Source organism: Staphylococcus xylosus (assembly GCF_002732165.1).
Lineage (GTDB): Bacteria > Bacillota > Bacilli > Staphylococcales > Staphylococcaceae > Staphylococcus > Staphylococcus xylosus.
Genome location: NZ_MRZO01000004.1, coordinates 211,053 through 237,257, shown reverse-complemented (window position 1 = coordinate 237,257; position 26,205 = coordinate 211,053). Strand labels below are relative to the sequence as shown.

Here is a 26,205-nt window from a genome sequence, read left to right as displayed (position 1 = left end):
GATTTAGCTAATCTTCCAATCGACAATTGTACAATTAATATTTCTATAGCTTCGGTTCCAATTAATTAACTCATATCAATAAAAGTTCTACTTAAAACTTCTCGTACGTTATGGATTACTAACACTATGCCCTTTTTATTTTCTAAACTACTTAATCAAATTTCGACACGATTCAACCTTAGAATTAACCTTAAGATTATAACAAAAAGACACCTATACAAGGTGTCGATAATTGAAATGACTTCTGATATATAGAAAAAGTTCAGATTCAGTAAATTAAGCAATTGCAGTGCTAATTTACAACTCTATTGATTCTCCGCTTCGTATCTTATCGGCCATTTCATTTAATTTACGTAAACGATGGTTTACACCAGATTTAGATATCTTTCCAGTAGACATCATTTCACCAAGTTCTTTTAGCGAAACTTCTTGATGTTCTATTCTTAATTTTGCGATTTCACGTAATCTATCAGGTAAGTTGTCTAATCCTATTTCTTTATCAATGAGTTGTATACTTTCTACATGCTTCATTGCAGCACTTACTGTTTTATTTAAATTTGCCGTTTCACAATTAACAAGCCTATTTACAGAATTTCTCATATCACGTACGATACGCACATCTTCGAATTTTAATAATGCTTGGAAACCACCAATTAAACTAAGAAAGTCTGAGATCTTTTCCGCTTCTTTTAAATATGCAATACTTCCTTTTTTACGTTCAAGATGCTTGGCGTTTAATTCATATTCATTCATCAATTGTGTGATACCTTCAGAATGATCTTCATACAACGAAAAGACTTCAAGATGATAAGAAGATGTTTCTGGATTATTCACCGAACCACCAGCAAGAAAAGCCCCTCTCAAATAACTTCTTTTCATTTCGTCTTCATAAATCATGCCTTGATCAATTTCATGCGTGAAAACACCATTTTTTAAAATACCTAATTCATCTAAAATTTCTCTTGCACGTGCTTTAATGCGACAAATGTATATATTATTCTTTTTAAGCTTCATTTTTTTTCTTACTAGTAATTCCACTTCAACATTAAATACCTTTTTGATTAATGAATAGATACGTCTAGCTGTCGTAGCATTTTCAGTTTGTACATTGATAACAAATTGTTGATTGGATAGACTGAGTGCACCATTCATTCGAATAAGGGCACTGAGCTCTGCTTTTGCATTCTTTTCATCCACTTCTATTCTTGTTAGTTCATTCTTCATATCGGATGCAAAGCTCATTACAATCAGTCCCTTCTTAACTTTATAGTCTCACTTAATACTTTTCATCATTTTCTTTATCGCGTGTAAATTCTATTGTCTCTGTTTCTTGCATAGCAATTTCATATATCATTTTCGAAAGAACTTCAGTATTATGTCGCACATAATTTTCAGTGGAAACTTCAACCAAATTTGGATGTGTAAAAACTTTAATACCTTTGGCTTCCATTTCAGCTATATCACATTTTACAGGCTCAGCATTATCTTCTCTATAACGTTCGACTACATCACCATGAAATGGTTGCGTGCTACAAATAGCATAGCTAATACAATTATTACCTATATGATCATGTATTGCTGTAACGTGATCAAGCGCTGTGTAATGATTTGTTTCCCCAGGTTGAGTCATAACGTTCGATACATATAGTTTAGGTACATCAACTTTAAGTAATGATTCAGAGATACCTTTAACGCAAAGATTAGATATAACACTCGTATATAACGAACCTGGACCTAATACAATTAAATCCGCTTCTTCAATAGCTTCTACAGCTTCTTCCATTGGTTCTACGTCTTCAGGCTCTAAAAATACACGTTCTATCTTTTTATTCTTTTTAGGTATTTTAGATTCACCATAGACAATTTCTCCATCTTCCATCACCGCATTTAATCTTACACTGGTATTAGTTGAAGGAATGACACTGCCTCTAATATTTAGTATTTTACTCAATTCTTTAACTGCATGTCCAAAATCATTATTAATATTTGTAAGTGCAGCAATCAATAAATTCCCTAAAGAATGCCCTTCAACTTGATTTTCTTTGAATCGATATTGAAATAGTTGCTCTATTGTTGATTCAGTTTCACTTAATGCTGAAATTACATTTCGTATATCCCCTGGAGCAGGTATATCCATTTCACTTCTTATCTTTCCAGTACTACCCCCGTCATCAGCAACCGTAACAATTGTCGTAATATCTATGGGATAACCTTTTAAACCACGTGCTAAAACGGATAAACCTGTACCTCCACCTATAAGTACAAGTTTAATTCTTCTCATCTTTATGTTTCACGCCACTTTCGACATGCGCATCTCTATGATGCACATAAACATTATAGTCAAAACTCTCTTTGAGTTCTGCTCCGATTCGTTTGGCTAATGCGACAGAACGATGTTGCCCACCAGTACATCCAATGGCAATAACAAGTTGAGATTTACCTTCTTTTTTGTAACCTGGTATCATAAATTTTAATAAATCCATTAATTTTTCATAAAAAGTTTCAGTTTCTTTCCATTTCATAACATATTTATAGACTGGTTCATCTTCACCAGTTAATGGTCTCAAATCATCAACATAGTGTGGATTTGGTAAAAACCTGACATCAAACACTAAGTCAGCGTCCATTTGTATACCATGTTTAAAACCAAAACTAGTTACATTGATATTAAAAGTTTGATAGTTACTTTGATTGAAATAGTCACCAATACGTTTGCGCAATTCTTTCGGTTTCATTTGTGAAGTATCAATCGTATAGTTTGCCAAACTCTTAATCTCAGTCAATAGTTCGCGTTCATCTTCAATAGATTCAATCAATGAGCGCTGCCCTCTTTCATTCAAAGGATGCGCACGACGTGTTTCTTTATATCTAGAAATCAGTCTTTCATTAGATGCTTCTAAAAACATCATATCGACGATGACATCTGAATCTCCTTTGATTAAATCTATTTCTTTAACAAGCGATTTAAATAATTCTTTACCTCTTAAATCTATTGCGATTGCTACTTTTTGTAGGGAAGGATTACCTTGTCTCATAAGTTCGACAAATTTCGGCAAAAGAATTGGTGGTAAATTATCTACGCAAAAATATCCAATGTCTTCTAAGCTCTGTATAACTACAGACTTTCCAGCACCTGACAAACCTGTAACAACTAATAATTCACTTTTCACTATATCTTTTTCTTCCGGTTGCATCTTTTCACACCATCCGTTGTTAATTTATCATAATTATTGTTAAATCGTTATATTGAGCGACTATTATGTTCGTTCCTTAAAGTGACTCGTTTATAGCTAATAGTATCATAAACTATTTTACATGAAAAAGGTCTAAGGTAGTAGTCTAAGCATTTTTCACTATAGTGCTATTAGCATTCAATGATTTTGATTTTAAAAATATTAATCATGACTACATTGCCGCTCATATAATTCTTTATGTAAAAAAAGCTAGAATGTGTTCACTTACAATCTAGCGTAAGTTTAACATTCTAGCAATAACTATATAACCGTGTTACATTGATTAATTCTGATTGACTCAGTTTGTTTTTTAATTATGCTTCAATAGTATCTTTAAGGTGTTCGATATACGCAATTGCACTTTGAGCTGCAATACTTCCATCACCTGTTGCTGTTACGATTTGACGTAAGCCTTTTTCACGAACGTCACCTGCTGCATAAATACCAGGAATATTAGTACTCATATCTTCATTAGTTAAGATATAACCAACTTCGTTAGTAATACCTAAATCTTGGAAAGGTATTGTTAATGGTTTCATACCAATATAAACAAATACACCATCTGCATCTAATGTTTGTTCTGCGCCATCTTTAGTTGATTCTAATGTGATAGAGCCAACTTTTCCGTCTTTTTCATTAATTGTTTTTAACGTGTGACTCCAGATAAAATCAATTTTGTCATTTTTAAATGCACGATCTTGAAGTATTTTTTGTGCACGTAATTCATCTCTACGATGAACGATTGTGACACTATCAGCAAATTTTGTAAGGAATGTACCTTCTTCAACAGCTGAATCTCCGCCGCCGATAACAAATAATTTTTTACCTTTGAAGAATGCGCCATCACAAACCGCACAGTAACTTACTCCACGACCACCAAGTTCTTGTTCACCTGGCACTCCAATTTTTTTATATTCTGCACCAGTTGAAATGATAACTGCATGCGCTGTAATTACGCTATTACCAAGATTGATTTCTTTATAAGATCCTTTATCTTCGATTGATTTAATATCACCATATTGATATTTTGCACCAAATTTTTTCGCGTGTTCAAACATTTTTGTAGATAAGTCTGGACCTGTTACCATTTCAAATCCTGGGAAGTTTTCAACTTCTTCTGTATTTGCCATTTGACCGCCAGGCATGCCACGTTCAATCATTACTGTGCTTAAATTTGCACGAGATGCGTAAACTGCAGCAGTCATACCTGCTGGACCTGCACCGATAATTGCAATATCAAAATCCACTTGTTCAGCCATTAAATTGCCTCCTATTTAATAATTCATTATGCGAAGTATATATGATTTCTTGCTTTTTATAAACTTATATGCTCACTAAATAATCGATTGTTTTATTCAAGCGATACGCTGAGATATTAAACCATTCTAATACTTGTTGTTTCGTAACTTTAATATCGGTATTTCGAAAATACATGTATACAAATGCTGCTACATAGTTATCGACATTGTTTAAATCTACCTTTTCAGAAATAATTGCTTCCGCTTGATCAATCCATATAATAAATAACTCTTCATTATTTTTCAATGATTCTACATTATAAAGCATTAACAAACCTCTATGAATAAAATCTAACTTATTTAATTTTAAATCTTGTATAAGGTATGTTAAATATAATTTTTCATAATCATTCATAGATTCTAATACACCCCAAATTTCTTGGGTCAATAGCACTTCGCGTCCTTTTAATTGATTAAGTAAAAAAATACCATACAATCTATGGTGACTATCTTCATTTAATAGTAATGGTAGAATTTGTTGATCAAAGTAAGCTTTACTTTCTTCTATCACCCACGGGGCGTGGCCAACGTCTACTTGAGTAATCTCTTGTAATTTGCTCCAAAAATATTTACTATCCTCCAAATTGCCTAAATAGTAATTATTATAGCTGAGCGCATTATACATTTGTATAGATAGGAATTTCCCTCTTCTATATAAGGGGTGTAATATCTTTTGCGATGCTTCATATTGCCTTAAATAACATAGAACGATTCCTAATTTAAACGATTCGTCATCATTCATTGGCATAACTTTTCCTAATATATTTAAGTATCGCTGATATTTTTCTTTATCATTCGTATTATAGAGTAATAATGTATAATGACATAAGGCATGTACATCACTATTATCTTCACTCAATAAGCGTTCAAACATCTCTTTTGCCGTATCATATTCATTTAAATATAAATAACACATTGCCAATAAATTACGTACGACGCGATGTGCTTGTATGTCATCATTTTGATTTAAAATAAAATTTCTTGCTTCTGGTAAACGACCTTGGGAAAATAAATATTGAAAAATGAGTTGTATGGCGAATAGTTGACTTTCTGTTTCAATTTTTTCAGCAGAATGGTAGGATACTTCAAACATCTCTTCAAGTTCATCTCTATAATCTTCATCGTCGGACATTGTAATATAGTTGATTCCAAATAAGAATGCTTTATTAGCTTCATTCATCGTAATATTGAGTTGGCTAAGCTGAAAATAACTTTCTTCTACAAGTTCATCTTGCGCTATACTTTCATAAAAAAGATGTTCTGCCTTATTACCTAGCCCTATATTTACTAGACATTCAGAATATTTTACTTTTGTATCAAAATCTTGAGGTGACATTTCAAGCACTTTTTTAAAATGTTCTGCAGCCTTTTTATAATCTTGTTGGCGAAATTTTTGATCACCTAATTTTTTATAAAACTGACTATCAAACTTCATCGGTATTACATTGTCGTTATGCGCCATCCATGATCACCTCCTATGTTTTTAATTTTTAATTTGTATGGGATTCCCATAAGCCAGTGTATTATCTGGTATATCTTTAGATACGACGGCACCCGCACCTACTTTGACGTTATTTCCTATCGTAACGCCAGGCAAAATAGTTACGTTTGCTCCTATTAAAGTATTGTCTCCGATATGGACAGGTCCTGTTTTAAACTCATCCACTAGAAATTCGTGCGTCAAAATAGTTGTATTATATCCAATGACACAATTTTTACCTATCGTAATATATTCTGGATAAAGTAAATCCGGAACGACTTTAAACGCAAATGCCGTTTCTGCACCGATGTTCATTTTCAAAAATTTACGATATATCCAATGCTTTAGCTTCACTATAGGTAAATAGCGACAAATTTCAATAATCACTGTCTGCTTGAAAATTTTTACTATCCTGACGTAATGATACATATGCCACAAAGGGTTTTTGCCATGTGACTTCTGTCTTTTTAAATTCCGCATGTTATTTTATCACTTCACTTTTGGATTTGGCCATGATAACGGACCAACATCTTTATAACGTGGCGAACGATATTTCACTCTTCTAATAATCATTATGATAACACCAATTAGAATTAAGATAATAGACATTAACTGTGCTACACGAATATCACTTGTTAACATTAAGCTGTCCGTGCGCATGCCTTCCACGAAAAATCTACCAATAGAATACCAAATTAAGTAAAGGCAGAACGTATCACCAACACGCAGATGTTTTCTTAATAAAATTAATATAACAAAACCTAAAATATCCCATAAAGATTCGTATAAAAACGTTGGTTGATAATATTTACCATCAATGTACATATTATCAATAATAAAATTGGGTATATGTAAGTTTTCAAGTACAGATCTTGAAATTGGTCCGCCATGAGCTTCGTGATTCATGAAATTTCCCCATCTTCCAATACCTTGACCAAGAATCATACTAGGTGCAATGACATCGCCGATTTGAAAGGGATTAATATTCTTTTGTTTACAAATAATAATGCCGGTAACAAATCCTCCAATTAAACCGCCGTGTATCGCAATACCACCATGCCATATCATTGGTATCTCAATTGGATTTTGTATGTAGTATGGCCATTGAAAAATAACAAAATAAATTCTTGCTACAATAAAGCCAAATATTGCACTCCAAAAAATAATATCAACTAGCGTGTCTTGGTCATAGCCAATCTTTTTCACGCTAGCTTGTGCTATAAAATAGCCTAATAGGATACCAGCCGCAATGATAATACCGTACCATCGGACTGAAATCGGTCCTAGTTCAAATGCAATAGGATCGATATAGTTTAATGTCAACATTGCTTATTTCTCCTCACCATTATTACCGTTATTACCGTTATTACCATTGCGTAAAATTTCTGCGTTTAAACGATCATTAAATTCTTCAGCTGTATTAATACCCATAATATTTAGTCTGTAATTCATTGCTGCTACTTCAATGATTACTGCTACGTTACGACCAGGTCTTACTGGTATTGTTTTCTTCGTGATTTCTGTATCTAAGATGCGTAATGTTTCTTCATTTAATCCTACACGATCATATAATTTCTCTTTGTGCCAGTTTTCTAAATGAATATTCAAGCGCAATCTTTTTTCTGTTAGTATCGATCCAGCACCAAATAACGTCATAACATTGATAATGCCCAGACCTCTAATTTCTAGTAAATGTTCTATTAATTTTGGTGCTCTACCAATTAATTCATCTTTACTTATCTCTCTAATTTCAACGTTATCATCTGCTACAAGTCTATGACCTCTTTTAATTAATTCTAAGGCTGTTTCACTTTTACCTATACCAGAATCACCAGTTATTAGTACACCTACGCCGTACACATCTACTAGTACACCGTGAAGTGACGTTGTCCTAGCTAGTTCATGTTCTAAAAACGTGGTCAATCGGCTCATTAATTGTGTAGTAGCAATTTTAGAAGTTATTAATGGCGTTTCATGTTCTTTAGCAGCTTCAATTAATTCCTCTGGTGGTTCTAAATCTCTCGTCACAATAATTGCCGGTGTTTCTGGTCGGCATAATTTTCTCATGCGTCCTTTACGTTCTTCATCTGGCAATAAATTATAAAAAGATAATTCCGTAGTACCTAATAATTGGATACGGTCTGAAGCATAGTGAGAAAAATACCCCGCCATTTCCAATCCAGGTCTTGAAATATCAGTGTTTTTAATTTGTTTATTTAGTCCTGCTTCACCTGCAATCATCTCGAGTTCGAAGCGTTCTACTAAACTTTTTGTAGTTAACATTGGTTCACCTCTATCAATATTTCTCCGACTTTTATAGTATAGTTATTATCATATCAAAAAGAATTGATAATCCATATTAAAAAGTGTAGAAGATCAATAATTAATTCATCTTTTTAATCATATCACTGTCTAATTAATTATAAATGATATCTTCAATTTATAGTTCCTTCATCTAACGATTATGTATTTTTCATAACAAAATAGAGAAAAAGACTCCTTATATCTGACACTATTTCGTGTTTGGTATAAGGAGTCTCATTTTATATGATTTAATACGATTGGTTGCTCAGTATTAAATCGCGTTTTTTATTTAACCGTATCACGTGCTAATACTGGTTTTAAATATCGACCTGTATAACTCTCTTCAACTTCTGTAATTGCTTCAGGCGTACCAGTAGCAACGAGTGTACCACCACCATCGCCACCTTCAGGTCCTAAGTCTATGATATGGTCAGCCATTTTAATCACATCTAGATTATGTTCAATAATAACTACAGTGTCACCATTCTCTACAAGTTTATTTAACACTTTTAACAAACGACTAATATCGTCCACATGTAAACCAGTTGTAGGCTCATCTAATATATAGATTGATCGACCTGTAGATCGTTTATGCAATTCTGAAGCAAGTTTAACACGCTGCGCTTCACCACCGGATAAAGTTGTAGCAGGCTGGCCTAGAGTTACATAACCTAAACCAACATCTACTAACGTTTTCAATTTGCGATGAATTTTAGGTACGTTTTCAAAGAACATCGTAGCTTCTTCAGCAGTCATGGCTAAAATATCAGCAATATTTTTTCCTTTGTATGTCACTTCTAGTGTTTCACGGTTATATCTAGAACCACCACACACTTCACAAGGTACATATACATCAGGTAAGAAATGCATCTCTATTTTTATAATACCGTCGCCTTTACATGCTTCACAACGACCGCCTTTAACATTGAAACTAAAACGACCTTTCGTATAACCTCTCACTTTCGCTTCATTAGTCTGTGCAAAGATATCTCGAATATTATCAAAAACCCCTGTGTAAGTAGCTGGATTAGATCTTGGCGTTCGGCCAATTGGAGATTGGTCAATGTCAATGATACGATCTAATTGATCTATGCCTTGAATTTCATCGTAATCACCAGGTTTTATTTTAGATTTGTTGATATGTTTAGCTAATGATTTGTAAAGCACCTCATTCACTAATGTACTTTTACCAGAACCCGAAACGCCTGTGACCACAGTCATTGTTGAAAGTGGAAAATCAACATCTATACCTTTCAAGTTATTACTTCTCGCACCTTTCACACTAATTTTGCGATCTGTAACCTGTCTACGCGCTTCAGGTACTTCAATACGTTTTTGACCACTTAAATATTGGCCTGTTAATGATTTCTTATTATTCATTACCTGTTTCGGTGTTCCACTCGCAACAATTTCTCCACCATGTTCGCCGGCCCCTGGACCAACATCAACTAAGAAGTCTGCTGCGCGCATTGTATCATCATCATGTTCAACAACAATTAAAGTATTACCTAAATCACGCATTTCTTTTAACGTATTAATTAACCGGTCATTGTCTCGTTGATGTAACCCGATAGAAGGTTCATCTAAAACATAAAGTACACCTGAAAGTCTTGAACCAATCTGTGTCGCAAGTCGAATACGTTGTGCCTCACCACCAGATAGCGAACCAGACGCGCGATTCAATGTTAAATACTCTAGTCCAACATTATATAAGAATTCTAACCTTGAATTGATTTCTTTTAAGATTTGGTTCGCAATTTTTCTATCTTGTTCAGATAATTCTATATGTTCATAGCTATGCAACGCTTCCTTAATAGATTGTTCAACGACATCACCAATGTTATGTCCTGCAATATAAACAGATAGCGCTTCACGACTTAAACGTTTACCGTGACAAGTTTCACATGGCAATTCAGTCATGTATTTACTCATCATTTCTCTTACCAATTCAGATGGTGAATCATGATATCTTCTATTTATATTATTGATTACACCTTCAAACTCCATTGTACGTTTGCGAGTTTGGCCATTGCGTTGTGTGAATGTAAATTCAATTTCTTTACCTTTTGAACCATATAAAATGATATCTTTTTGTCGATCTGTAAGCTTTTTAAATGGTTTGTCCATATTTATTTTAAACACTTCACAAACACGGTTTAACAAAGTTGGATAATAATCAGAACTAGATGATTCCCAAGCAACAATAGCACCTTCGTTTAACGTTTTGTCAGCATCAGGAACTACTAAATCTAAATCAACAGTAAGTTTTTGGCCTAAGCCATCACAAGTTGGGCAAGCGCCAAATGGACTGTTAAAACTAAACATACGTGGTTCTAATTCGCCAATTGAGAAACCACAAATAGGACAAGCATGATTTTCTGAGAATTTTAATTCTTCGCCGTCAATAATATCTACAATGAGACTACCTTCAGAAAGTTGCAACGCTGTTTCGATAGAGTCTGCCAAACGTGCTTCAATGTCTTCTTTAACTACTAAACGGTCAATGACTACTTCAATAGTGTGGTTTTTATTTTTATCTAATGCAGGTACTTCATTTACATCAGTTATTTCACCATCTACTCTGACACGCACATAACCTTTTTTACTAATGTCATCAATTAATTTCTCATGAGCACCTTTTCTATGTGTAATCACTGGCGCGAGAATTTGAATCTTAGTACGTTCCTCTAATTTCATGACTTGATCAACCATTTGTTGTACTGTTTGTGATTCTATTTCAATGCCATGATTAGGGCAGAATGGTCTTCCTATACGCGCATAGAGTAATCTTATATAATCATAAATTTCTGTTACGGTTGCAACAGTAGATCTTGGATTTTTACTCGTCGTTTTTTGATCTATTGAAATAGCTGGAGATAAGCCTTCTATCGTGTCTACGTCTGGTTTATCCATTTGACCTAAAAATTGTCTTGCATATGCGCTTAATGATTCAACATATCTACGCTGTCCTTCGGCATATATTGTATCAAATGCTAAAGATGATTTACCTGAACCTGAAAGTCCAGTCATAACTATAAGTTTATCTTTAGGTATTTCTATATCAACATCTTTTAAATTATGGGCACGTGCCCCTTTTACTACAATGGATGGTTGTTTCATTTGTGTCACCCTTCTGCTTTTAATTCAAATAACATATCCCTAAGCTCTGTAGCTTTTTCGAAATCTAAATCTTTCGCCGCTTTTTTCATTTCTTTTTCTATATTTGCAATTGTTTTTTCGCGTTCTTTTTTCGTCATCTTCTTAGGAACTTCCGTTTGTTGTCGCTCATTAGTTTCATCGTTATCGACAGTAGCACTAATCACATCATGTATTTTCTTATTGATAGTCGTAGGCGTAATGTTATATTTTTCGTTATATGTTTCTTGGATTGTGCGACGTCTTTCCGTTTCGTCCAACGCATAACGCATAGAATCAGTAATCTTATCACCATACATAATAACTTCACCACGACTATTACGTGCAGCACGTCCAATCGTTTGAACAAGTGATCTTTGTGAACGCAAGAATCCTTCTTTATCTGCATCTAATATCACTACGAGAGATACTTCTGGTATATCAATACCCTCTCTTAATAAATTAATTCCGACTATGACATCATATGTGCCCATTCTCAAGTCACGAATAATTTCAATTCGTTCTAATGTTTTAATTTCTGAGTGTAGATAGTTAACTTTTATTCCTGCTTCTTTCAAATAAGTAGTTAAATCTTCACTCATTTTTTTAGTTAAAGTAGTTACTAGCACACGTTCGTTTCGATCAATACGATCTTGAATTTCTCCAATTAAATCATCAATTTGATTTTCAGTTGGTCGAACTTCAATCTTAGGATCCAATAAACCTGTTGGTCGAATAATTTGCTGTACCATCTCATCTGTATGTTCTAATTCAAATGGACCTGGTGTAGCAGATACATAGACTAATTGTTTGGTCTTCTCTTCAAATTCTTCAAATTTTAATGGTCTATTATCTAAAGCACTTGGTAAACGGAAACCATGGTCTACCAGTACTTGTTTACGAGCGCGATCCCCATTATACATCCCTCTAATTTGCGGTAATGTAACATGTGACTCATCAATCATCACTAACCAATCATCACCAAAGTAATCTAGAAGCGTATATGGAGTTGAACCTGTTGGTCTTAAAGTTAGATGAACGGAATAGTTTTCTATGCCTGAACAAAAACCCATTTCTCTCATCATTTCTAAATCATAGTTCGTCCGCTGTTCTAAGCGCTGTGCTTCTAACAATTTATTTTCAGAACGTAATTCAGTCAAACGTGCTTCTAATTCATTTTCAATTCTTTGGATAGCTAATTTCATTTTTTCTTCACGTGTTACGAAGTGTGAGGCTGGGAAAATAGCAAAATGGTCTCGTTCTCTTAATACTTCGCCCGTTAAGTAGTTAACTTCACGAATGCGATCTATTTCATCACCAAAAAATTCTACTCTTATACACATTTCTTCTCTTGAGGCTGGGAAGATTTCCACTACATCGCCTCTAACGCGGAACGTACCACGTTTAAAATCAATATCATTTCTTGTATATTGCACGTCAACCAATTTTCTCAGTAATTCGCTTCTGTCCATTTCCATGCCAACACGAACACTTACGACTAAATCACGGTATTCTTCAGGATTACCCAGACCATAAATACAGCTGACACTTGCTATGATAATAACGTCATCTCTTTCAAATAATGCACTAGTTGCTGAGTGTCGTAATTGATCTATTTCATCATTAATTGAGGCATCTTTTTCTATAAAAGTATCAGTCGATGGCACATAAGCTTCTGGTTGATAATAATCATAATAGCTGACAAAATATTCCACTCTATTTTCAGGGAAAAACTCTTTAAATTCGCTATATAATTGACCTGCAAGAGTTTTATTGTGCGCGATAATTAACGTAGGTTTACCCACTTGCTTAATAACGTTACTCATTGTAAAAGTTTTACCTGTACCTGTAGCTCCAAGTAACGTTTGATGTCTTTTTCCTTCATTGACACCATTCACAATTTTTTTAATGGCTTCTGGTTGATCACCTCGAGGCTCAAAATCAGAATGCAGTTCAAACGGATAATGTTCCATATTATAATCCCTACCTCCTATATCATTTCTAACGCTTAGAACCTATTTAAAATCTTTTTATTGGGCTATATATATATTATTTTTTGGCGTAATATTTTCCGAAGGTGTTTATACTCGATACATATTTTAACAGATTAGCAAACACGAAAGCAAACATTTGTTCGTTTTAATTAAACTTGTTCTATATAAATAAAAAAACAAACATAGTCACTCTACCATGTTTGCATAAATTAACATTATAATCATATTCTTGATTATCTTAAGCCATATAATTATAAAGCGATTATTAAATTATAGCAATTAGGTTGCTCAACACTTACTTTTTCAATCGTCTTCTTTTTTGTGCAATTCTAATTGATCAATAATGAGATATCCTGCCAACATAGACACTACATCTATAAAAATAATCCATTCACTATGGAAGAATCCTTTTTGTACAGATGCACCTATAATAACTAATGTCAGAATTGTTCCTACCCATTTACTTCTCGTTAATACACTAAACAACACAACAAATATACAAGGAAAAAAGGCCGCAAGCGCATACCAAATCATTCAATTCACCCATTCCTATTATTTAGAATAGCCATGGTTGTTTCTCGTAATTCAGATTTTGGAATGAACTTTTCCGTTAGCATTTCAGGGATGATATTTTCTATGAAATCCTGAACTGAGCTAAGGTGATCAAATTGCATGATTGTCTCTAATGACATTTCATATATTTCAAAGAATAGTTGTTCTGGATTACGTTTTTGAATTTCTCCAAATGTTTCATACAATAAATCTATTTTATCGGCTACCGAAAGTAATTGGCCTTCTAAAGAATCGTCCTTACCTTCTTGTAGCCTTTCTCTATAGATAGCTTGATATGGTTCTGGAATCTCTTCATTTATAAAATGATCCACCATTTCCTCTTCTACTTGTGAGAATAATTTCTTTAATTCTCCACTAGCATACTTTACAGGTGTTTTGATATCTCCTGTAAATATTTCTGCAAAATCGTGGTTTAATGCCTTTTCATATAAGCTTTTCCAATCCACTTCATTCCCATGATACTCTTCAACTGTACCTAAATATTGAGCTATTTTAGTCACTTTGAATGAGTGGGCAGCGACGTTATGCTCGAAATACTTAAATTTACCTGGCAATCTAATTAATTTTTCTAAATCAGACAAGCGTTTAAAATATTGATGTACTCCCATGACATCGCCTCCTAGTTTATTTAATGAATCATTATACTTGTTTTTATAATATCACTCAACAAATAAAATGTCTTACCAATATCCTTAAAAATAATTATTTATTTGTATTATAAACACACTTCTTTAATTAATATAATAAAGGAGTGAGACAATGAAATCATTGTCCCACTCCCTTAAACACAACTTTCAGGTTAGTTAGTCACTTCTTCAGCCTTAATTTTATTATATAAATATTGTTCGTGATTCTACTCATTATGTCACAAAAGAAGATATCAACCTATTTATTCTCAATCCAACTGAAAGCTATAGTATTAGCTAATGAATGTAATTATATTGTCCTGTGTTATGTACCGTTCTATAGGATTTTTGTCCTACTCCTTGCCAGTTCATTTCTGACACAAGAATCGATCCATCTGAATTTTTACGTTCCACTACACCTACATGACCATAGCTACCAGCATTACTTTGGAAAATAGCGCCAACTTCTGGCGTGTGGTTTACTTGATATCCATTTTGGCGAGCTGCTGAAGCCCAATTATTCGCATTTCCCCATAAATTACCAACTGATTTTCCTAATTGCTGGCGTCTATCGAAAGCGTAATATGTACACTGTCCCCATGTGTAATAGTTATTGCCATTTGAAGCTTGTTGTACTGGGCTATAGTGTTTTGTGTCTTCCGCATTACCATCGACATACACATGTTGATTATCTCCACCTGCATCTTGTGTGTTAACATTTGACCAGGTTTGCGGTACCACAGACGTCACGTTAGTTGATGTTGTAGCACGATGTGGTATTGACTGTTCACTAATTGCTTCATTGTAATTACTATTAGAGGTATTGCTTTGTCCTTGGATTTGCTCATTAAACATTTGCTGTAATTGATTGTTTAAATGTGCTGAACCTTTTTCAGAAACTGCGATAAGCTGACCAGGATATATGATTTCGCCTATATTTGGGTTCAACTGGTTAAGTTGCTCAACTGTCAGTTGATGTGCAGTTGCAATACTTTGAACGGAATCACCACCTTTTACTTCTACAATATCATTGTCTGGTAATACTAATCTTTCCCCTGCTTGTACATATTCTCTATCATCTATTTGATTTAAATTTTGAATTTCATTAGTTGATGTTGCAAATGCTTGAGCTATATCTGTTAATTTAGCATTTTCCTTTACTGTATGGATTTGGTCTGCTGATGCTATACCATTTATACCAAAAAACATTGCTGCCGTAGTTATAGAAAATGTTAAGCCTTTCTTCATTACATATTTCATCCTTTACTTTCTTAATTTTAATCAAGAATAATATAGCATATCCTCCATAGCCATATGTGTTTGTTATTATACTGTAATACAACAGTCAATTTTCAATTTTAACGAATAATTTTATATCGTTTAATTCTCGTCTAATCCCTTGATAAAACTATGTTTGAATAAAGATTATTATTCTGCGAGTATCAGACTATGTAATATTAAAAAATGCATTTTACATCCAACTATTAAAGTTTTAAAGACATTAAAATATATAATTATATATTTTCACTCTATTTAACGAATAGACTGCCTATCCATTTGTTAAAGTTCGCATATCTTTTCTTAACATTCACTAAAAAATCCAAAAAAATAAGGGATGAAATAGCAATCAACATGTTAAATTTAATCGCTATCACATCCCCTCTATACATAGTAAGCTTCAGCTTGCTACTTTATATCATATATTTAATTACATTCATGCTTATTTTTCGCTATGGTCCATCTGACTGCGTAAATATGCTTCTATAAACGAACTAATGTCTCCATCCATAACCGCATCAACCTTACCAGTTTCAGCATTAGTACGATGATCTTTAACCATGGCATATGGGTGGAATACATAAGATCTTATTTGACTACCCCAGCCTATATCTTTTTGTTCTCCTCTAATTTCTGCCATTTCTTGTTCTTGTTCTTCAATTTTTAATTGATATAACTTAGATTTCAAAGTCTTCATAGCAGCTTCTCTGTTTTTAATTTGAGAACGTTCGTTTTGGTTATTTACAACTATACCAGTTGGATGGTGAGTTATTCGGATAGCTGATTCAGTTTTATTGATGTGTTGTCCACCTGCACCTGATGCTCTAAAAGTATCAATTGTAATATCATCTTGATTAACTTCAATTGCTATCTCGGTATTATTAAATTGTGGGATTACATCACATGATGCAAATGATGTATGTCTACGACCTGAAGAATCAAATGGAGAAATTCTAACAAGTCGGTGCACTCCCTTTTCAGCTTTTAAATAACCATAAGCATTATGACCTTTTACGATTATCGTTACACTTTTAACTCCAGCCTCATCTCCAGGTAAATAATCAGCAATTTCTACCTTAAACCCTTTTTGCTCACAGTAACGCTGGTACATTCTTAATAACATGTTAGTCCAATCTTGTGATTCGGTACCACCTGCACCTGGATGTAACTCCATAATTGCATCGTTCGTGTCATATGGACCATCTAACAATAATTGTAACTCGAAGTTATCTAACTGGCTTTCAAACGTATGAACGTCTTCTTCCAATTCTTGTTTCATTGTGTCATCATTTTCTTCTAATAGTAATGCTCTTGTGGTGTCCATGTCTTCCAGAGTTGATTCAAGTGATCTATAAGCATTCACAATTGATTTCAAAGCATTGTTCTTATCAATTACCTCTTGCGCTTTATCTTGATTATCCCAAAAAGTAGGATCTGTCATCATCTCTTCGAATTCCTTAATATTCGTCTCTTTTTCTTCTAAGTCAAAGAGACCCCCTAAGTTGTTCTAATCTTTCTCTATAAGCATCAATATTTCGCTTGATTTCTGATAATTCCATTTTGCATCTCTCCTATTATCATTTAAATGAAGTACTTACAAAACATACTTATTCATCTTATTTATTTTATCCAATATCACTATTCTACATAACTCGCGGTTAACATTTCAACTTTACACTTAATCTCCTCCGTTTACCTGTAATGTTGTAGAACAAAAATAAAACCGGAAGTTAATGATACGACTATCAAAGCTCCCGGTTTAATTTATAATCACATGTGTTACGCACCGTGACAGTTTTTATATTTCTTACCACTACCACAAGGGCAAGGGTCATTTCTACCAATATGTTCATCTTTAACATATGGTGACGATTTAGCTTTTTCTTTGCCATCTTCTGCAGAAACGTGTTCAGCTTTACCAAAGTCAGTAGCTTTGTCTCTTTCTACGTCATCTTCAACTGAAACAACTGATTTAAGAATATATTTACTTACGTCTTCTTCAATATTTTCCATCATTGTATCAAACAATTGATGACCTTCATTTTGATAATCACGCAACGGATTTTGTTGACCATAGGAACGTAAATGTATACCTTGTCTAAGTTGATCCATCGTATCGATATGGTCAGTCCAATGTGTATCAATAGAGCGAAGTAGTATCATACGTTCAAATTCGTCAAATTGCGTACCAATCTTTTCTTTTTGGTCTTTTAACGCTACTTCAACTTTATTCCAAACGATTTCAATAATGTCTTCTTTATCTTTCCCTTTAATGTCTTCAACTTTTAAGTCGCCTTCATTTAAAAATACATCATCGACATAATTAATGAATGGTTCATAATCAGGTTCGTCTACTTCTTCATTCACGTGATAGTGAACACTTCTCTCTAATGTTGAATGCAGCATTTGATCGACTAAATCACCACTTGTATCACTATCAATAATATTATTACGCTCACTATAAATAATCTCACGTTGCTTACGTAATACATCATCAAATTCAAGAACACGTTTACGCGCATCGAAGTTATTACCCTCAACACGTTTTTGTGCAGATTCCACTGCACGTGAAACCATCTTAGACTCAATTGGTGTAGAATCATCCATACCTAAGCGATTCATCATATTTTGTAAACGCTCTGAGCCGAAACGCACCATCAATTCATCTTGAAGTGATAAATAGAAACGACTATCACCTTTATCACCTTGACGACCAGAACGACCACGTAATTGGTCATCGATACGACGAGATTCGTGTCTTTCCGTACCAATCACTGCGAGTCCACCTATTTCTTCAACGCCTGCACCTAGTTTAATATCTGTACCACGACCTGCCATATTCGTAGCAATCGTAACAGCGCCACGTTGGCCAGCATTGGCAACAATATCTGCTTCACGTTCGTGATTTTTAGCATTTAATACATCATGACGTACGCCATTTTTCTTCAATAAGTTAGAGATGTACTCACTGGTCTCCACTGCCACGGTACCTAAAAGTACAGGCTGACCTTGCTTATGCTTTTCAATAACATCTTCAACTACTGCATCGAACTTACCTTTTTGACTAATGTATATCAAATCGGGTTTATCTATACGTTGAATCGGTTTATTTGTAGGTATTTGAGTCACAGTCATGTTGTATATATTTCTAAACTCTTCTTCTTCCGTTTTTGCAGTACCCGTCATACCTGATAATTTATTATACATTCTAAAATAGTTTTGGAATGTAATAGATGCCATTGTCTTAGATTCATTTTGAATTTTTACGCCTTCTTTGGCTTCAATAGCTTGATGTAGCCCTTCAGAGAATCGACGTCCCGGCATTGTACGACCTGTAAACTGATCGACAATAAGCACCTCGCCGTCATTGACCATGTAATCTACATCTCGTTGTAATGTTACATGAGCGCGTAATGCAGTATTAATGTGACTAATAATATCGACGTTTTTCACATCATATAGGTTATCAATTTTAAACATACGTTCAGCTTTATCGATACCTTGTTCTGTTAATTGAACTGCTTTTGTTTTCTCATCAAAGTTATAGTCATCTTCACTTTTTAGCATTTTTGCGAAAACATTTGCTTGTGTATAAAGGGAAGTAGATTTCTCTGCTTCACCTGAAATTATTAATGGTGTACGTGCTTCATCGATTAAGATAGAGTCAACCTCATCAATAATAGCAAAGTTTAACGGTCTCATAACACGCTCTTCTGCATAATTCACCATGTTATCACGTAAGTAGTCAAAACCTAGCTCATTGTTTGTACTATAAGTAATATCACATGCATAGGCTTCTCTCTTTTCATTTGTTGTCTTACTATTTAAATTTAAGCCAACAGATAATCCAAGAAACTCATATAATTCAGCCATTTCTTGGCTTTGAACACTAGATAAGTATTCATTGACCGTAATTACGTGTACGCCACGCCCTGTTAAAGCATTTAGATAAACTGGCATCGTTGCTGTTAATGTTTTACCTTCACCAGTTCTCATTTCTGAAATATCGCCACCATGAATTGCGATACCACCCATAACTTGTACTTTGTATGGAATCATGTTGAACACGCGTTTCGAACCTTCTCGTACGATTGCAAAAGCTTCTGGTAAAATATCATCTAGTATTTTATTTTGTTTTTTTATATCTTCTTCAGCTTGTAATTGTTCTTGAAATGCTTTTGTTTTCCCTTTAATTTCTTCATCAGTTAATATCGACATATCCTCTTCTAATGCAAGGACTTTGTCGGCTAATTTACCAAGGCGTTTTATTTCTTTTTTATTGCCATCTGCAATTTTTGATAAAAAACCCATTTTGTTCGCTCCTTTAGCTTAATAACTCTTAGCTTACAACAACTTATATTATCATTAATAAGCTTAAATTTACACTTATAGACTTCAATATATATGTTGATTGTGACATCAAACATAAACTTAGTTATTTTTTAATTCGTCTTCGAAACCCTGTTCACTAAAAATATACACAATTTCATGTATAACTTTCAAATTATTTTATAGTAACATAGCAAAAAATGAGCGTCCACGATTTAACACAATCATGAACGCTACTGTTATTTAATATGAAACTAAATTAAAATGTTATTCAGTTGTTTCAATTAGCCCATATTTACCATCTTTTCTTTTGTAAACAATGCTTGTTCCATCTGTTTCACGATCTGTAAAAATGAAGAAATCATGTCCTAATAGGTCCATTTGTAATACTGCTTCTTCTGAATCCATTGGTTTCAAGCTGAAATTTTTAGCACGAATAATTTCGATTTCATTTTCAGAATCGTCATTTTGAATTTCTACTGCTTCATTTTCTTCTGGTAGTGATGCAAATGCTTCTTGCTCACCACGGTTTCTATTTCTACGATTTACGCGTGTTTTGTATTTTCTAACTTGTCTTTCTAGTTTGCTATTAATTAAATCAATGCCTGCATACAAGTCATCGTTACGTTCTTCAGCTCGTAAAGTAACATTTTTCAATGGAATAGTTACTTCTATTTTAGTAGCTGAGTTTTGGTACGTTTTTACTTTAACGTGTGCAGTTGCATTTGGCACATCGTTAAAATAACGTTCTAGTTTACCAATTTTCTCCTCAATATAGTTGCGAATCGCATCAGTAATAGTGAGGTTCTCCCCGTGAATTTCAAATCTGATCATAATAATCGACTCCTTTAAAACCTCTATATTGGTAATATTGCTTACTCTTATAATACCACTTTTATGTTATCGTGCAAACGTAAACACATCGAATTTTCTGATTTTTCTAATAAGTAGTGTTGCTAATGCATTATGAACTGTTAATCCTGTAGTATATATATCATCTACAAGTAAAATATTTTTGTTTTCCAAATCTATGTTTCGCACAATTTCAAATGGATTGGTCAGCTCCGCACGATGTAATTTATTTAATACGGATTGTTTCGGTCTCACTTTTGCTATTAATAGAGATTCATACGCTACATTCATATGATCTAAGACACACGTCACAGGATTAAATGTACGTGCCTGATCTCTTTCTCTCGATGACGGTATAGGTATGACATAATCGTATTTCATTTTAGGCAGTTGCATTTGTGCTGCTAATACTTCAGCAAGTGCCACATCTTTCATAAATTTATATTCATGTAATAATTGTTTTACAATACCTTGATATTGGTAATTACAGTAAAGTTGATGCATTAGTTTAAATTTTGACGCCAAATACTTACAGTCTAAGCAAGCTGTTTCATTTATATCTAATCGTTTCAAACATCGCTGGCACCGATTTTCTGATGACAGCTTAGCCTTTTCCCACAGACCTAAACAACTATCACAGAACTTTGACGTTTTTTTATAGAATGTTTTAGCATTAAACGGTTCATTATATATTGTTTGGCACTGTATACATTTAGTCATCTATCCACCCTTTTTCACGAGCCAATTGATTCATACGTTTAATGTTTTTACGTGCCTGTAACATTTTAAATGTGATACCTTCATGCAAAAACAAAACAAGTCCACTGGGGTCTTCTCTCTTGCGTCCAACTCTCCCAGCTATTTGAATCAATGCATTGGTTGAAAAGTTATTACTATTGCACACTATAACGTCTAAATTAGCCATCGTAAAACCGCGTTCTAATATTGTAGTCGTAAACACAATATGATACTTTCCATTTCTTAAGTCTTTTACTTTTTCCAAGCGATAAACATCATCACTGTGCACATAAGTTATTGACTTGAACCGAGTTTTGTATTGGTTATAAGTTTCTTTCATTAATTGAATATTGTTAAAAAATACGAGTGTATAACGTTGATTAGTAATTTGCTTTCTTAAAATACTAAAGAGTTTTCTTTGTATTTGGTGAGGTTTTAAGTTGAAGTATTTAAAATGAGGTATCGGAAGGGAGTGTCTATGAAAACGTGCAGGTAAGACAATCACATCAATATAATTCAATCTTTGGAGTAAGTTTTTCGATGGCGTAGCAGTCATATAAATATGAGAACAATGTTTATTTGAAGCGTGTTTAACCGCTTCAAATAAAGAAGGGTCTATGTCTAAAGGAAAAGCATCTACTTCATCAACAATAATTAAATTAAAATGCCTTTTGAAACGATATAACTGATTTATTGTTGCTACGATGAAATGTCCATTATATTTTTGTCCATGCCCTTGGTATAAAACATCAATATCTTCTTGCTGAAAGGCTTCTGCAATTCTCATGCTCACCTCGATAACTACATCCACTCTAGGAGAAACAACGGCAACATTAAATCCTTGACTACGTGCATATTGAATAGCTTCAAATATCATCTCCGTCTTTCCTGCACCTGTCACTGCATATAATAACTTTGAACGAAATGCCTTTGTAGCAGCTAAAATTTCATTTGATGCATAGCTCTGTTGTTCCGAAAGGTTAAATTGCAATTGAAATGTGCCCGACGAAACGCAATTTTGTGATGCTGTGATGAAAACAGAGTGAACACTGTCCATTCTTCCTAAATTAATACAGTTTCTACAATAAACGATATACTTATTTAAAACTTCTGAATAATATTTATAGTAATGGCTTGGTTGATTAGTATGACATTGCATACAATACCACTTATTCTTTTTTATAATTACACCTTTTGATACATGACTTATCGTTTCATTTGTTAAAAGTGATTTATCTAAAATTAATCTACCATAATATTTTATCGCTCTTTACCTCCAAATAAAGACATGTGGCAACAAAGCCAAACATGTCTTTATTATAAAAATATTATTTTGTACGAATATTACGCCCTACATAACCTAATCCAATTCCACCTGAGCCTAGATGAGCTGCAATTACAGGTCCGAAACTAGAACGATAGACTGGATATTGCGCATATTTTTCTTCTAACTCATGTTGAATCCAATCTGAGTCTTCCGCGATGTCGCCCTCGATAACAAATAATGTTGCTTCATCAAAATCTTTTACTTCTGCAATAACTTTATCAATCATTTTACGTAATGCGCGTTTTTTTGTTCTTACTTTCTCGTCAGGTACTATTTTACCATCTTCAAATTTCAATACTGGCTTCATTTTCAGCATTGTACCAATCCATGCCTGTGCACCTGTGATTCGTCCACTTTTTTGCAGATTTTTTAAGTCATCCACCATTAAAACCGCACCAGTATCTTCTCGCATCGCATATAACTCTTCAATGATTGCTTGTGGTTCATAGTCTTGTTCAATCATTTCAATGGCCTTGAGTACATATGCACCTTCAACCATTGCAGCTAATTTTGAATCGAATGTATGAACATTGATACCTTCTACCATTTCTCCAGCTTGAGTAGCTGTTTGATAACAACCACTAATACCTCCAGATAAAAATACACAAATAATATCTGTATAACCTTCTTCACGTAGTTGCTCGAAATTCTCCAAAAAATCTCCAATCGCGGGTTGGCTAGTTGTTGGAATAGTATCAGATGTTTTCATGCGTTTATAAAATTCATCCGTTGATATTGTTGCATTCTCAACAAAATTTTCTCCAGAATCAAAAGTGACACTTAATGGGGCTACTTTTATATTATATTTTTCAATTAATGTTTGAGATAGATAACTCGTTGAATCTGTCAAGACAGCGATTTTCATCATAATCCTCCTCAATTATACTCACAACTATAATACCTTACTTTTGCTTAAAAGAAAATTTATTTTAACATTTAATCTATAATTCAATACAGTGTATAATATGAGTTAATAACTGATTCACTGAAAATGACTAAACGTATAATACATACTCGAGGTGACTATAAATGGATGACACAATCAAAACAATTAAACAAGAACATACGATTGAAAATATAATTAGTAAGTCGCGTTTTATAGCGCATATTAAACCTGTTGAATCAGAAGATGAAGCAAAAGATTTTATTGCAGCTGTCAAAGCAAAACATAAAGAAGCTAATCATAACTGTTCGGCATACACAATTGGTGATCAAATGAACATTCAAAAAGCAAATGATGACGGTGAACCAAGTGGTACAGCCGGCGTACCAATGTTAGAAATTCTAAAAAAGCTTGAAATCCACAATGCATGCGTCGTGGTTACACGTTACTTCGGTGGAATTAAATTAGGCGGTGGCGGCTTAATACGCGCTTATAGTGGCGCTGTGAGGGATGTCATATTTGATATCGGACGTGTCGCTTTACGCCCTGCTATACCTACTACTGTAACTATAGGTTATGATTTAACAGGCAAGTTTGAATACGAGTTAGAAAGCACACCTTTCTTATTGCGCGAGCAAAACTACACGGACAAAGTGAGTTATCATATTGATGTTGTAACTTCCGATTACGATATCTTTCTAACATTTTTAAATCGCACTACTTCAGGTAATTATAATTTAATTGAGGGCGAGACAGTTCGTCTGCCTTTCGATATTCCTACAAATTAACGTTTGAGTCATTAAATTAACTTTCGATTAATATATTGTCTTAAATTTTAAGCATAAAAAAATACACCTCCAATAATATGGAGGTGCCTTTGTATTACTATGACCAATTTTCAGATTGTTACTTGTGATAATCGTCATGCTGTTCTTTATTTTCAATTAATTTTAATAATGGTCTATAATCATCATCAATCAATCCCGTAAATTCTACGATAAGTTCAATTGTGATTAAAATCAAAATAAACATCATGAGTACGCCCCACGGTTGAGATAGATATAAAATTATACTAGCAAGACTAAATAGTATTGCTATAGAATATATCAATAGTACAGTTTGACGATGTGAATAGCCAAGTTCTAAAAATTTATGATGTAGATGAGATTTATCAGCTTGCATAATATGCTGACCTTTCTTCACACGACGAATCATAGCAAAGAGCGTATCAATAAATGGTACAGCTAAAATAACAATCGGGAAGAATAATGATACAAAGGTAATATTTTTAAATCCGAGCAACGATAAGAAACCTACGATAAAACCGACAAGCAAAGCACCACTATCGCCTAAAAAGATTTTTGCTGGATGGAAATTAAAGAATAAGAATCCTAGAAGCGCTCCAATTAAAACACTACAAATCATCATAATGAATATATTTGCTTGTAAGATGGCGATAAAACCTATCGTCATTAATGCAATCATTGAAACACCAGATGCTAAACCATCTAGTCCATCTATTAAATTAATCGCATTAGTAATTGCCACAATCCAAATAACTGTAATCGGTATGCCTAGTATACCAAAATGAATCGTCGGCCCAATAGGTAAAGAAATAAAATCAATAGTCACACCATAATAAACAACAACAAGTGCTGCAATTACTTGTCCTAATAATTTAATTATTGGTTTCAAATCATAAATATCATCTATGAGTCCCACCAAGTAGATTAACACTGACCCAATAACCAGAGGTTTAACTTCCGTTTCTATAGGATGTCCAAGCCATATCCCTACTAAAAATGATATGAGTATTACAGTTCCACCAAGTACGGATATAGGTTTAGTATGTACCTTTCTAAAATTCGGTTGATCCACAATCCCTAATTTATGTGAAACCTTTATAACTATTGGTGTAAGTATCAAACTGACAATCATTGAAAAAATGATTAATAATAATGTATACATCAGTTCACCTTCATTAATATAATTCTATTTTATTTTTTGATTTCAAAATTCTAAGTTAAAAATAATTATTTAAATTAATTGTAAGCTAATCATCATCTTATTTATCCGCTTATGTAAATTTAAAAAATTAATTACAATTGTTGTATAGTCTGATATATTACATAATTCTATAATACCCTATACACTT

21 protein-coding genes are annotated in these 26,205 nt (G+C 33.5%); 1 reads left to right on the top strand and 20 read right to left on the bottom strand.

The annotated features are described in order from the left end of the window. Positions 1-297: 297 nt before the first annotated feature. The 19 genes from whiA to fakB1 all read right to left on the bottom strand — a co-directional run bounded on the left by whiA (position 298) and on the right by fakB1 (position 24,032). A complete protein-coding gene (gene whiA, locus BTM19_RS08030; protein ID WP_029377660.1) occupies positions 298-1,242 on the bottom strand; it encodes a DNA-binding protein WhiA in 945 nt (314 codons plus the stop codon). 34 nt (positions 1,243-1,276) lie between these two features. Further along, a complete protein-coding gene (locus BTM19_RS08025; protein WP_029377661.1) occupies positions 1,277-2,281 on the bottom strand; it encodes a gluconeogenesis factor YvcK family protein in 1,005 nt (334 codons plus the stop codon). After that, entirely contained in the window at positions 2,268-3,194 is a 927-nt protein-coding gene (gene rapZ, locus BTM19_RS08020) for an RNase adapter RapZ (protein ID WP_029377662.1), read from the bottom strand. The genes BTM19_RS08025 and rapZ overlap by 14 nt, the downstream gene beginning before the upstream one ends. A 353-nt stretch (positions 3,195-3,547) precedes the next feature. Beyond that, complete coding sequence (trxB, locus tag BTM19_RS08015) at positions 3,548-4,492, bottom strand: thioredoxin-disulfide reductase (RefSeq protein WP_029377663.1); 945 nt, start codon at positions 4,490-4,492, stop codon at positions 3,548-3,550. Positions 4,493-4,556: 64 nt separating this feature from the next. Then, positions 4,557-5,993: a tetratricopeptide repeat protein gene (locus tag BTM19_RS08010; protein WP_029377664.1), complete on the bottom strand. Its 1,437-nt coding sequence runs from the start codon at positions 5,991-5,993 to the stop codon at positions 4,557-4,559. 21 nt (positions 5,994-6,014) lie between these two features. Next, positions 6,015-6,491 carry a DapH/DapD/GlmU-related protein gene (locus tag BTM19_RS08005; RefSeq protein ID WP_029377665.1) on the bottom strand — a complete coding sequence of 159 codons (477 nt, stop codon included), beginning with the start codon at positions 6,489-6,491 and terminating at the stop codon, positions 6,015-6,017. A 9-nt stretch (positions 6,492-6,500) separates the two neighbouring features. After that, positions 6,501-7,337, bottom strand: coding sequence for a prolipoprotein diacylglyceryl transferase (gene lgt, locus BTM19_RS08000; protein ID WP_029377666.1), 837 nt, complete (start codon positions 7,335-7,337; stop codon positions 6,501-6,503). Between the two features lie 3 nt (positions 7,338-7,340). Beyond that, complete coding sequence (gene hprK / locus BTM19_RS07995; RefSeq protein ID WP_029377667.1) at positions 7,341-8,294, bottom strand: HPr(Ser) kinase/phosphatase; 954 nt, start codon at positions 8,292-8,294, stop codon at positions 7,341-7,343. Positions 8,295-8,600: 306 nt separating this feature from the next. Next, a complete protein-coding gene (gene uvrA / locus BTM19_RS07990) occupies positions 8,601-11,435 on the bottom strand; it encodes an excinuclease ABC subunit UvrA (RefSeq protein ID WP_029377668.1) in 2,835 nt (944 codons plus the stop codon). 5 nt (positions 11,436-11,440) lie between these two features. Next, positions 11,441-13,423, bottom strand: coding sequence for an excinuclease ABC subunit UvrB (gene uvrB / locus BTM19_RS07985; protein ID WP_038678148.1), 1,983 nt, complete (start codon positions 13,421-13,423; stop codon positions 11,441-11,443). A 324-nt stretch (positions 13,424-13,747) separates the two neighbouring features. Then, on the bottom strand, positions 13,748-13,978 hold the full coding sequence (locus tag BTM19_RS07980; protein WP_017722498.1) for a CsbA family protein: 231 nt from the start codon (positions 13,976-13,978) through the stop codon (positions 13,748-13,750). 5 nt (positions 13,979-13,983) lie between these two features. Continuing rightward, positions 13,984-14,625 carry a YfbR-like 5'-deoxynucleotidase gene (locus BTM19_RS07975; protein ID WP_029377670.1) on the bottom strand — a complete coding sequence of 214 codons (642 nt, stop codon included), beginning with the start codon at positions 14,623-14,625 and terminating at the stop codon, positions 13,984-13,986. Between the two features lie 315 nt (positions 14,626-14,940). Beyond that, entirely contained in the window at positions 14,941-15,891 is a 951-nt protein-coding gene (locus tag BTM19_RS07970) for a COG3942 and LysM peptidoglycan-binding domain-containing protein (protein ID WP_038678146.1), read from the bottom strand. A gap of 472 nt (positions 15,892-16,363) precedes the next feature. After that, positions 16,364-17,480 (bottom strand): peptide chain release factor 2 gene (gene prfB, locus BTM19_RS07965; protein WP_099265805.1). Its coding sequence is split into 2 segments (ribosomal slippage): positions 16,364-17,407 and positions 17,409-17,480, totalling 1,116 coding nucleotides; the frame shifts between segments, so codons are not numbered across the junction. A gap of 220 nt (positions 17,481-17,700) precedes the next feature. Next, the gene (gene secA, locus BTM19_RS07960; RefSeq protein ID WP_058626003.1) at positions 17,701-20,232 is read right to left on the bottom strand and encodes a preprotein translocase subunit SecA; all 2,532 of its coding nucleotides are present in this window, start codon (positions 20,230-20,232) and stop codon (positions 17,701-17,703) included. Between the two features lie 285 nt (positions 20,233-20,517). Then, positions 20,518-21,084 (bottom strand): ribosome hibernation-promoting factor, HPF/YfiA family, encoded by a 567-nt coding sequence (gene hpf / locus BTM19_RS07955; RefSeq protein WP_029377674.1) that lies wholly within the window; start codon positions 21,082-21,084, stop codon positions 20,518-20,520. A gap of 66 nt (positions 21,085-21,150) precedes the next feature. After that, positions 21,151-21,822 (bottom strand): ComF family protein, encoded by a 672-nt coding sequence (locus tag BTM19_RS07950; protein ID WP_058626002.1) that lies wholly within the window; start codon positions 21,820-21,822, stop codon positions 21,151-21,153. Beyond that, positions 21,815-22,999: a DEAD/DEAH box helicase family protein gene (locus tag BTM19_RS07945; RefSeq protein ID WP_228064925.1), complete on the bottom strand. Its 1,185-nt coding sequence runs from the start codon at positions 22,997-22,999 to the stop codon at positions 21,815-21,817. The genes BTM19_RS07950 and BTM19_RS07945 overlap by 8 nt, the downstream gene beginning before the upstream one ends. A 169-nt stretch (positions 23,000-23,168) precedes the next feature. Continuing rightward, positions 23,169-24,032: a fatty acid kinase binding subunit FakB1 gene (gene fakB1, locus BTM19_RS07940; RefSeq protein ID WP_029377676.1), complete on the bottom strand. Its 864-nt coding sequence runs from the start codon at positions 24,030-24,032 to the stop codon at positions 23,169-23,171. Between the two features lie 164 nt (positions 24,033-24,196). Here fakB1 and BTM19_RS07935 point away from each other — a divergent pair, with 164 nt between their 5' ends. After that, on the top strand, positions 24,197-24,838 hold the full coding sequence (locus tag BTM19_RS07935; protein ID WP_038678138.1) for a YigZ family protein: 642 nt from the start codon (positions 24,197-24,199) through the stop codon (positions 24,836-24,838). A gap of 118 nt (positions 24,839-24,956) precedes the next feature. Here BTM19_RS07935 and BTM19_RS07930 read toward each other — a convergent pair whose 3' ends face one another. Beyond that, a complete protein-coding gene (locus BTM19_RS07930) occupies positions 24,957-26,018 on the bottom strand; it encodes a glycosyltransferase family 4 protein (RefSeq protein WP_029377678.1) in 1,062 nt (353 codons plus the stop codon). Positions 26,019-26,205: the final 187 nt, after the last annotated feature.